Source organism: Novosphingobium capsulatum NBRC 12533 (genome assembly GCF_001598375.1).
Classification (GTDB): domain Bacteria; phylum Pseudomonadota; class Alphaproteobacteria; order Sphingomonadales; family Sphingomonadaceae; genus Novosphingobium; species Novosphingobium capsulatum.
On record NZ_BCYV01000013.1, the window covers coordinates 236419 to 247282 of the forward strand.

A 10864-nucleotide genomic window follows, 5' to 3' on the forward strand; every position below is an offset into this window, starting at 1 on the left:
TCTCACCACCCCCCGGCCCCCTCCTCTGAAGAGGAGGGGGAGCACAATGCCAATCCCCCCCTCCTCTTCAGAGGAGAGGGCCGGGGAGTGGTGGAAGCCACACCCGAGCTTCGCGGCAGGCTCACCCCAAACGCCCCGCTCGCCCCGCTGGTGTGGTTCAAGTCGGGCGGCACCGCCGACTGGCTCTTTGAGCCCAAGGACGTGGCCGATCTCCAGGCCTTGCTGGCCGCACTCGATCCGCAAGTGCCGGTCATGGCGCTGGGCCTGGGTTCCAACCTCATCGTGCGCGATGGCGGCGTGCCGGGCGTGGTTGTGCGCCTGGGCAAGCCCTTTGCCAAAGTCATGGCGATCGATGCCGTCACGCTCGATTGCGGGGGCGGCGCCTCGGGCATTCTCGTCTCGTCGACCGCACGTGATGCGGGGATTGCCGGCCTTGAATTCCTGCGCTCGATCCCCGGCACGGTCGGCGGCTTCGTGCGGATGAACGGTGGCGCCTATGGCCGCGAGGTCAAGGACATCCTGGTCGATTGCGACGTGGTGATGCGCACTGGCGAGGTGGCGCGTCTGCCGGTGGCAGAGCTGGGCTATGCCTATCGCCATTCCGAGCTGACCGATGGCAGCATCGTGGTCTCGGCGCGTTTTCGCGGGCAACCGGGAGAGCCCGAGGCGATCCAGGCCGAGATGGACCGTATTTCCGCCGCGCGCGAGGCGAGCCAGCCGCTGCGCAGCAAGACCGGCGGTTCCACGTTCAAGAACCCCGATGGGCACAAGGCCTGGGCGCTGGTCGATGCGGCCGGGTGTCGTGGCCTGACCCTGGGCGGCGCACAGGTGAGCGAAAAGCACACCAACTTCCTGATCAACACCGGTACCGCCACCAGCGCCGAGATCGAGGCGCTGGGCGAAGACGTGCGGGCCCGTGTGAAACAGACACAAGGCGTGGAGTTGCAGTGGGAAATCAAGCGGGTGGGCCGAATCAAGCACGAGAATCTGCCATGACAGATCTGCCCCGGCTTCATGTGGCGGTGCTGATGGGCGGCTGGTCGAGCGAGCGGCCGGTGTCGCTGACCAGCGGCGAAGGCGTGGCCGGCGCGCTCGAGGCGCGCGGGCACACCGTCACGCGGATCGACATGGGCCGCGACGTGGCGCTGCGCCTGGCAGAGGCCGCGCCCGACGTGGTGTTCAACGCGCTGCACGGCACGCCCGGTGAAGACGGCACGGTGCAGGGCATGATGGACCTGATGGGGCTGACCTATACCCATTCGGGCTTGGCCACCTCGGTCATCGCCATCGACAAGGAACTGACCAAGCAGGCGCTCGTGCCCCACGGCATTCCCATGCCCGGCGGCCGCGTGGTCAAGACCGCAGAACTCTACAGCCACGATCCGCTGCCGCGGCCCTATGTGTTGAAGCCGGTCAACGAAGGATCGTCGGTGGGCGTGGCGATCGTCACCGCCGAAGGCAACTATGGCAATCCGATCAGCCCGGATGCGCGCGGCCCCTGGCAGGAATTCGACGAACTGCTGGCCGAGCCGTTCATCCGTGGCCGCGAACTGACCACGGCGGTGCTGGGCGACCAGGCGCTGATGGTCACCGAGCTCAAGCCCAAGACCGGCTTCTACGATTTCGATGCCAAGTATACCGACGGGTTGACCGAGCATGTCTGCCCCGCCGAAATCCCCGATGATATCGCCCAGGCGTGCAAGGACATTGCCTTGCGCGCGCACAAGCTGCTGGGCTGCAAGGGCACCAGCCGTTCCGATTTCCGCTGGGACGACGAGCGCGGGGTAGAGGGGCTGTTCCTGCTCGAGGTGAACACCCAGCCGGGCATGACCCCGCTCAGCCTCGTGCCCGAACAGGCGCGCCACCTGGGCATGGACTATCCCGACCTGGTCGAGGCGATCCTGGCCGAGGCGATCAAGGATGCGGCCGCCGCCAAGACCAGGAAGGGGGCTGGCTGACCATGGCGCAGACGATCCGGCGTGGTGGCAAGGGCGTGCGGCGGGTGGCCGCGCAGCGCGGGGCCAAGGCCAAGGTGCAGACGGCGCGCAAGCAGACCGGCTCTGCTATTGGCCATGTCATGCGCGTGCAGCCGTTCAGCGAGGAAACGCTGCACCGGATCCTGTTGACCGTGATCCTGGGCACCGCTGCCGTGGCAGTGTGGACCGTGGCCAATATCGCCGGGGTTCCCGCCCTGATGGAAAGCGAAGTGGCCCGCCTTTCGCATGGCGCGGGCTTTGATGTGAAGCGGGTGGAAGTGCGCGGGGTAAAGCGCATGAACGAGCTGACCATCTATGAAAAGGTGCTGGGCCAGCGCGACCAGGCGATGTCGCGGGTGGACGTGGCGGCCCTGCGCGAAACGCTGCTCGGCCTGCCGTGGGTCAAGGATGCGCGCGTCTCGCGGCAATTGCCCGATACGCTGGTAGTCGACGTAGTGGAGCGCACGCCCCACGGCGTGCTGCGCAAGGGCGACCAGCTGATGCTGATCGACGAAACCGGGCATGAGCTGGAGCCGGTGAGCCCGGCCCGGGCCAAGGGCATGTTCGTGCTGTCGGGCGATGGCGCCGCGGCGCGGGTGCCCGATCTCAACCACCTGCTCGATGCCGCGCCCGCGCTCAAGCCGCAGGTGGCCGAGGCGGAATGGATCGGCAACCGCCGCTGGAACCTGACGTTCAAGACAGGCCAGGTGCTGGCCCTGCCCGAAGGCGCCGACGAATCAGCCGCCGCGCTGCTCGAATTCGCGCGCATGGACGGGGTCAACCGCCTGCTCGGCGGCAAGGTGGCGAGCTTTGACATGCGCGCCAAGGACCGCACCTATCTGCTGGTGCCCGGCCATGCCGACGAACTGGCCCAGGAACAGCGCGACAAGGCCAAGGCCAAGGCCGCCGCCAAGGCGAAGGACTGAACCGCCCGTGGCTGCACCCCGCATCACCAAGGTTTTCGCCGCCGTCAATCTTGGCTCGTTCCGCACCTCGGCGATGATCGCCGGCCTGTCGGAGGCGGGCGAACTGGTCGTGCTCGGCTCGGGCCACCGCGCCTCGCAGGGGATCAAGCGCGGCTATGTGGTCGATATGCTGGCCGCGACCCATTCGGTGCGCGACGCGATCGAACGCGCTGAAAAGATGGCCAATACTTCGGTCACCCAGGTGCTGGTCGGCTGTGCCGGCGCGGGCCTGGCCAGTTCCACCGCGCAGGTCGAGGTGGAGATCGGCGGCCGGCGGATCGAGGATGATGACATCCAGCACCTGCTGGTGGCCGCGCGTGATGTGATTCAGCCCGATGGCCGCACCGTGCTGCATGCCCAGCCGGCGCATTACACGCTCGATGGCGCGCATGGCGTGCCCAATCCCAAGGGGTTGCATGCCGATCGGCTGGCGGTGGATATCCACGTCATGCTCGCCGATGGCGCGCCGATCCGCAATATCCGCGAAACGGTGGAGAACGCGCACCTCAAGGTGGATGGCGTGGTGGCAGCGCCGGTTGCGGCCGGGCTTGCCTGCCTGATGCCGGAAGAGCGCGACCTGGGCGTGGCTCTCGTCGATTTCGGCGCGGAAGTGACCACGGTGTCGGTCCATGCCGGCGGCATGCTGCTGGGCATGCAGGTGCTGCCGTTCGGATCGGGCGATATCACCGATGCCGTCGCTTCGGCCTTTGGCATTCGCCGTTATCAGGCAGAGCGCCTCAAGTGCATGTCGGGATCGGCCATTGCCAGCCCGGCCGACCATCGCGAGATGATTCCCGTTAATGCCCCCGGTGATCCGGAAGGGGCAGGGCCAGTGGCGCGCCATGCCGATGACAAGAACCGGATTCCCCGTGCCGAGCTGATTTCGGTGATCACGCAGCAACTTGGCCACTTCACTGACGAACTGGGTCGCTGCCTCAAGGCCATGGGCTTTACCGGCACGCGCGGACAGCAGGTGGTGCTCACCGGCGGCGGTGCACAGTTGCCGGGCCTGGCCGACTATGCCCAGTCGGCGCTGGGGCGGCCGGTGCGCATCGGCGCGCCGCCGGCCATGCTGGGCCTGCCGCAGGGCCATGCTACGCCCAGTTCCTCCACGCTGGTGGGCCTGGTGCTGCACGCAGCGTCCGATCCGATCGATATCCGCAAGTTGACGATGGCAGCGCAAGGCGGCGGCTCGACCACGTTGTGGGGCTGGGGGCGGCGGATCGTGCGCGCGCTCAAGGAATATTTTTAACGGTTATGGCACCGATCCCGGTCTTTCGTCGCACGAAGCAACCGGATTGGCTGATTTCGGCGCGAAATAGGCGATCGATCTTGTGGAAAAGCGCCGATCGCCTTTGATTCGATGAAACGTTCCGTGCCAAAGCTGGAAAATCCGCATTTCGGCCGTTCCGGCCTCCGACCCGTCCCAACCGCCCGACCCGCAAGGGCCAACCCGTAAGGGAGACCGACATGAGCATCAACATCGGACCGCCGGCCATCGACGAGCTTCGGCCCCGTATCACGGTGATCGGGGTGGGCGGCGCAGGCGGCAACGCCATCGCCAACATGATCGGCGCCAATATCGAAGGCGTCGACTTCGTCGTGTGCAACACCGACGCGCAGGCGCTGAACAATTCGATCGCGGAAAACCGCATCCAGCTTGGGCCGGCGATCACGCAGGGCCTTGGTGCCGGTGCCCGCCCCGAAGTGGGCCGCGCCGCCGCCGAAGAAACCCTGCCCGAGCTTGAGCGCATTCTCGATGGCGTGCACATGGTGTTCATCGCCGCCGGGATGGGCGGCGGCACGGGCACCGGCGCTGCGCCGGTGATTGCCGAGGCAGCGCGCCGCAAGGGCGTGCTCACCGTGGGCGTGGTCAGCAAGCCGTTCCTGTTTGAAGGCACGCGCCGCATGCGCTCGGCCGAAACCGGCATCGAGGAACTGCAAAAGCACGTCGATACGCTGATCGTCATTCCCAACCAGAACCTGTTCCTGGTGGCCAAGGCGGAGACGACCTTCAAGGAAGCGTTCCAGCTGGCCGACGAAGTGCTCCAGCAGGGTGTGCGCTCGATCACCGACCTGATGATCATGCCTGGCCTCATCAACCTCGACTTTGCCGACGTGCGCTCGGTCATGGGCGAAATGGGCAAGGCGATGATGGGCACGGGTGAGGGCGAAGGCCCCAACCGCGCGCTCGAAGCGGCCGAACGCGCCATTGCCAATCCGCTGCTCGATGGCGTGTCGATGCAGGGCGCCAAGGGCGTGATCATTTCGATCATCGGCGGCGACGACATGAAGCTGCTGGAAGTGGACGAAGCGGCCAACCACATCCGCGAACTGGTCGATCCCAATGCCAACATCATCTGGGGTTCGGCGTTCAATCCCGATCTCAACGGCAAGATCCGCGTTTCGGTGGTGGCCACCGGCATCGAACAGAGCATGGAGCAGGCCGAACAGGCTGCCCGCCCGGTAAACCTGCCCGGCGGCACGCGTGGCCCGGCGTTCACCCCGGCCGCCGCGCCGCGTCCGGCGATCGCCATGCCCAGCGCGCCACAGGCACCTGCCGCCGCCACGCCGCCGCCCGCAGCCCCGGCCACGCCGCCGGCTGCCCCGGCCCAGGCCTGGGCGCCCGAGCCGGAAGCAACGCCGCCGGCTGATGATCCGCTTGACCTGACGTTCGATCTCGGTGCCGATCCGGCCCAGGACTATACCATCGATCCGGCGCCGGCTGCGCCCACGCCGCGCCTTGGCCTTGGCGCCGGGGCCGAGCCGGAACGCCCGACCCCGCGCGTTGGCGGTGGGGCAGGTGGCAGCACGCTGTTTGAACGCATGGCCAATCTCTCGCGCGGGGCGGCCCGCACGGAAGACGCGGAAGAGAGCGAGGATTCCGCTTCGCTCAGCATCCCGCGCTTCCTGGGTCGCCAGAACAACCAGTGATCGGCGCGGGCGGTCGTCGATGATGACCGCCTGCTGCCCTGCCATTTTTACGATGCCATCTTCCCGATGCCGTCATCAGGCCGCCACTTTCCCCAGCGAGAGTGGCGGCTTGTTGTTCTGGCTTAAGACGCAATAGACTAAGGCGGCGCCACGATGACATTCCAGACTTTCCCCGCTCGCCCGAATCAGCTTCGCGGCGCCGCGCGCACCGCCCTGGCGCTTGCCCTGCTGGTCGGCGCAACCGCGCCAGTGCTGGCGCAGGATCTTTCGCAGATGCCGCAGCAATCGGTGCTCGATACGCCGGGCAGCCGCACTGCCCGCCCGGTCGCGCGCCCGGTGGCGCCGCTGCCAATGGTATCGAGCCCGGTGGTGCAACCGCTGCCCACCACCAGTGCCGCCCCGGTCGAGACCGGCAGCGTGTCGCGCCCGGTGGTGCAGCCGCTGCCAACCGGCGACGGGCAGACGCTTGATGCCGCGCTCGCCCGCCTGGCGCGCGATCCGCGCAACGCCGATGCGCTGCTCGATGCCGGCAATGCCGCGATGGCGCTGGGTGACGTGGATGCGGCGCTCGGCTTCCTGCGCCGCGCTGACGAGGTTTCACCGGGCAATGGCCGCATTAAGGCGCAGATCGGCAAGGCAATGCTGCGCCACAACGATCCCGTTGCCGCGATCCGCGCCTTTGATGATGCAGAGCGGGCCGGGGCCGATCAGGCCGCCATGGCCGGCGATCGCGGCCTGGCGCACGATCTGGTGGGCGATAACGCCATGGCGCAGCGCTATTACCAGCAGGCCCTGGCGCGCGCGCCGGATGCCGAAGTTACCCGCCGCCTAGCCTTGAGCCTGGCGATCGGTGGGGATCGCGCCGGTGCCGAGCGGGTGCTGGCGCCGCAGATCGCCCAGTCCGATCGCGCCGCCTGGCGTGTGCGCACGTTCATCCTCGCCATTGCCGGCCAGCCTGACGAGGCCGTGACGGTCGCTAATGCCTCCATGCCGCCGCAACTGGCCGCCGGCATCGCGCCTTATCTGCGCTATCTGACGCGGCTGACCCCGGCGCAGCAGGCCGCCGCCGCCAATTTCGGGCGCTTCCCGCGTGCCGCCGATATCGGCCGCGATGATCCGCAGATCGTGCAATACGCGCAAAGCCATCCGCGCCAGGCGCCGGTCTTGCTGGCCCAGGCCGCCCCGACCACGCCGGCTGCCGCTACGCCGGTGATCCGCCGTGATCGTCGCGGACGCATTATCCCGACACCTGCGCCAAGCATTCCGGCGCCGACCCGCACTGCGCCGACCCAACTGGCGCAGAACAGCGTGGCGCAGCCCTTGCCGAGCATTCCCACGGCGACCCGCCCTGCCGCCGCGCCGGTGACATCTGCGCCAGCCCCGGCGCCCAGCTATCCGCCAGCGCCCACGCCCAGCTATTCGCCGGCGCCTGCGCCCACACCGGCCATTGTCCTGCCGCCGGTTCCCGCGGCCCGGCCCGTGCCCAGCGCACCGGCCTATACCCCGCCCGCACCGGTGCAGACGGCCATGGCGCAGCCCGCCGCATCGCCGCTGCCCGCGCCGCAAACCCTGGCGCAAGCGCAACCGCAGCCCCAGCCGACCTCGCCAGCACCGGCCCAACTGGCGCCTACTCCCGCGCCGCAGCCAGTGCCGGCTGGCGCGGCGCCTTCGCCCGATGGCTTTGCCACGCTCTTTGCCGGCTTTACCGCCCCCGCCGAAGAACAGCAGCGCCCCACCGTGGCGGTCGATATCGCCGCGATCCAGGCCGCCAACGAGCGTGCGGCGGCCGAACGCGCCGCGATCGAGGCGCGCAAGGCTGCCGAGGCCAAGAAGCTGGCCGACGCCAGGAAGGCCGCTGCCGAAAAGAAGGCGGCCGCCGAAAAGAAGCTGGCCGATGCCAAGAAGGCCGAGGAAGCGCGCAAGGCCAAGGAAGAGGCCAAGCGCCTCGCTGCCAATCCGGCACGCACCTGGGTGCAGGTCCTGACCGGCGGCAACCGCGCCAAGATGGGCAAGGAATGGGCCGGGCTTCAGGCCAAGGCGCCCGAACTGCACGGGCGCAAGGCATACGTCACATCGTGGAACCGGGTCTATCGCCTAGTCACCGGGCCGTTCCCGAGCGATGCCGCCGCGCAGGAATTCGTGGCCAAGCTCAAGGCCAAGGGCGTCGGCGCGTTCCAGTTCGACAGCCCCGCCGGCCAGGCAATGGACAGCGTTTCGGCCAAGTGATTCTGCCGCGCCTGCCCCGGATCGTGATGCCGGGGTGGGCGTGGCGACGCTTGTCCACAAGTTTTGCACAGCGTTGTCGAGTTTTGCCCAAGGCTGGGCTAACGGTCGATTGTCGGCGGCCAATCGCTCCGCGATGGAACGAATGGAAACCACGGTCGCTGGTTAAGGCGCTGGCATTCTCGCTGGCATGGGCACCGTGTGAGGGGGCGTGATGATGCGAACCGGCCACGACGACAGCGACCGCGACGACGCCGCGCCGGTAGACATGCTCGCCTCGCTGTTCGAAGCGCGCGGCTGGCCCTGCGAATTCGTGTCGGACGACGAGATCCATGGCGAAGTGCAGGGCTCCTGGGCCACGTACCAGTTGCGCTGCATCTGGCGCCCCGAAGACCATGTGCTGCAAATCCTCTCGCTGCCCGATATCCGCGTGCCCGATGACAAGCGTGGCGCGATGTTCGAGGTCATGGCGCTGATCAACGAGCAGGTCTGGCTGGGGCATTTCGATATCTGGTCCAACGGCAGCGTGCTGCTTTACCGCCACGGGCTGATGCTGGGCGACGATGGCCTGCTCAGCCTGCACCAGGCGCAGGTGGCGATCGAAGCGGCGGTGGACGAATGCGATCGTTTCTATCCCGCCTTCCAGTTCATCCTGTGGGGTGACAAGAGCCCGGCCGATGCGCTGGCCAGCGCGCTGGTCGATGCCGCCGGCGAAGCCTGAATTCGGAGCCATTTGCTGATGACCTATTCCTTCCTCCAGTTCGGCTGTGGCAACATGGGCGGCGCGATGCTGACCGGCTGGCTCGCCAGCGGCATTGCCCCGGCGGCCTTTACCGTGGTCGATCCGCATCTGCCCCAGGCGCCGGCTGGCGTGCGCCTGCTGCGCACCGCGCCGACCGGCGAAGCGCCGCCCCGTTTCGTGCTGCTGGGCTTCAAGCCGCAGGGTCTTGCCGCCGCCACGCCGGCGATCACGCCGCTGGTGGGGCAGGGCACGATCGTGCTGTCGATCCTGGCGGGCGTCGACCTCGCCACTTTGCGCGCGCGGTTTCCGCAGGCTGGGGCCGTGGTGCGGGTCATGCCCAACCTGGCGGCGGCCCTGGGCAAGTCGCCCATCGCGCTGGTGGGTGATGGCGACGCGGCGATCAATGCCGAAGTCACGCAGCTGATGGCCCCGCTCGGCACCGCCGAATGGCTTTCTGACGAGGCGGAGATGGACCTGGTTACCGCGCTGGCTGGTTCGGGCCCGGCGTTCATCTATCGCGTCATCGATGCCCTGGCGGCCGGTGCTGCCGATCTCGGCCTGCCGCGTGCGCAGGCCGATCGCCTGGCATTGGCCATGGTCGATGGCGCCGCGGCGCTGGCCGCTGCGTCGGAGCATGGCCCGGGCGAACTGGCCCGCCGCGTTGCCAGTCCGGGTGGCACCACGCAAAAGGGGCTCGACGTGCTCGATGCCGATGATCGGCTTGCCAGCCTGATGCGCGATACGCTGCGCGCGGCCCGCGATCGCAGCGCGGAAATGACCGAGGAAGCCCGCGCCGCCGGCTGATCGGCGGGCACTGCCCGGGAATACATTTTGTCACATTTTCCGGGCACCGGTTTCGCTTGAAAGCGGGGCGCGGAAGGCCGATATTGCCGGCATGGGCGATTTTTGCCCGCAATGGAGAAAGTGCAAGCACATGGCAAACTGGAACGATCCTCGGCCCTCGCAGACGGGCTTCGGCGCGTCTCCGAGCCTGTCGGGCGCCTATGGCCGTGGCGACGTGTTTGACGCCGGCCTGCGCCGCTACATGCTTTCGATCTACAACTACATGGCCTCGGGCGTCTTGCTCTCGGGCATCGTCGCACTGGTGTTCGCCACCAGCGGCATGGCCGCCGCCGTGTTCGGCACCCCGCTGCGCTGGGTTGTCGCACTGGCGCCGCTCGCGTTCGTCATGGTCATGAGCTTTGGCATCAACAAGATTTCCACCGGGACGCTCAAGGCGCTGTTCTGGGCGTTCAGCGTGGCGATGGGTCTGTCGCTCTCGTCGATCTTCTTCGTCTATACTGGCGCATCGATCGCGGCCACGTTCTTTGCCACCGCCGGCGCTTTTGCGGGTCTGAGCCTGTTTGGCTACACCACGCGCAAGAGCCTGTCGGGCATGGGCACGTTCCTGATCATGGGCCTGTTCGGCCTGATCATCGCCTCGGTGATCAATCTGTTCCTGGCCTCGCCGGGCCTCGCTTGGGGCATCAGCTTCCTGGGCGTGCTGATCTTTGCCGGTCTGACGGCGTATGACACGCAGCGCCTCAAGGAACAGTATGCCTATGTGGCGGGTACGGCCATGGCCGAAAAGGTCGTGGTGATGGGCGCGCTGACGCTCTACCTCGACTTCATCAACATGTTCACCTCGCTTTTGCAACTGATGGGCGATCGTCGCTGATCACCCCATTGCCTGCACGGCGGGGAATACGGTAGATTGCGTGCCCGGCAACCTTTTTGGTTGTCGGGCATTTTCCTTTCTGGGAAAGCAGGTTACCAATTTCAGTCAGCTTTCAGAAAGGTTTGGCGCTCCACCAAAGGGCGCCACGCACGTGATCCGGGGTCTATCCATGGTGGGAATGCCGCGCGCCAGCGCCAATAACGTTTCGAAAATTCATGAGGGGGATATGGCCATGTCGCATGCGCGCCACTCTGCGCGGCCCACGCGGGCGCTTGCCTATGCATTGACTGCCGCGCTCGGCCTGGTCCTTGCTGGGTGTGCGGCCAAGGCCCCGCCGCCACCCCCG

General features: G+C 67.5%; 10 protein-coding genes. All 10 read left to right on the forward strand.

Annotated elements, in window-relative coordinates; all coding sequences use genetic code 11:
- Positions 1-87: 87 nt before the first annotated feature.
- Entirely contained in the window at positions 88-996 is a 909-nt protein-coding gene (gene murB, locus SCA01S_RS13625) for a UDP-N-acetylmuramate dehydrogenase (protein WP_439646871.1), read from the forward strand.
- Positions 993-1958, forward strand: coding sequence for a D-alanine--D-alanine ligase (locus SCA01S_RS13630; RefSeq protein WP_054130587.1), 966 nt, complete (start codon positions 993-995; stop codon positions 1956-1958). Before murB ends, SCA01S_RS13630 begins: the two co-directional genes overlap by 4 nt.
- Before the next feature lie 2 nt (positions 1959-1960).
- Entirely contained in the window at positions 1961-2902 is a 942-nt protein-coding gene (locus SCA01S_RS13635; protein WP_054130586.1) for a cell division protein FtsQ/DivIB, read from the forward strand.
- A 7-nt stretch (positions 2903-2909) separates the two neighbouring features.
- Entirely contained in the window at positions 2910-4193 is a 1284-nt protein-coding gene (ftsA, locus tag SCA01S_RS13640) for a cell division protein FtsA (RefSeq protein ID WP_022675976.1), read from the forward strand.
- A gap of 218 nt (positions 4194-4411) precedes the next feature.
- Positions 4412-5875, forward strand: coding sequence for a cell division protein FtsZ (ftsZ, locus tag SCA01S_RS13645; RefSeq protein WP_062786380.1), 1464 nt, complete (start codon positions 4412-4414; stop codon positions 5873-5875).
- 153 nt (positions 5876-6028) lie between these two features.
- On the forward strand, positions 6029-8101 hold the full coding sequence (locus SCA01S_RS13650; protein ID WP_062786383.1) for an SPOR domain-containing protein: 2073 nt from the start codon (positions 6029-6031) through the stop codon (positions 8099-8101).
- 214 nt (positions 8102-8315) lie between these two features.
- Entirely contained in the window at positions 8316-8819 is a 504-nt protein-coding gene (locus SCA01S_RS13655; RefSeq protein ID WP_028658410.1) for a type III secretion system chaperone family protein, read from the forward strand.
- A gap of 18 nt (positions 8820-8837) precedes the next feature.
- Positions 8838-9644: a pyrroline-5-carboxylate reductase family protein gene (locus SCA01S_RS13660; protein WP_062786386.1), complete on the forward strand. Its 807-nt coding sequence runs from the start codon at positions 8838-8840 to the stop codon at positions 9642-9644.
- A 130-nt stretch (positions 9645-9774) separates the two neighbouring features.
- Complete coding sequence (locus tag SCA01S_RS13665; protein ID WP_022678353.1) at positions 9775-10518, forward strand: Bax inhibitor-1/YccA family protein; 744 nt, start codon at positions 9775-9777, stop codon at positions 10516-10518.
- A 40-nt stretch (positions 10519-10558) separates the two neighbouring features.
- A partial coding sequence (locus tag SCA01S_RS22725; RefSeq protein ID WP_218016410.1) for a hypothetical protein occupies positions 10559-10864 on the forward strand: 306 nt, incomplete at its 3' end.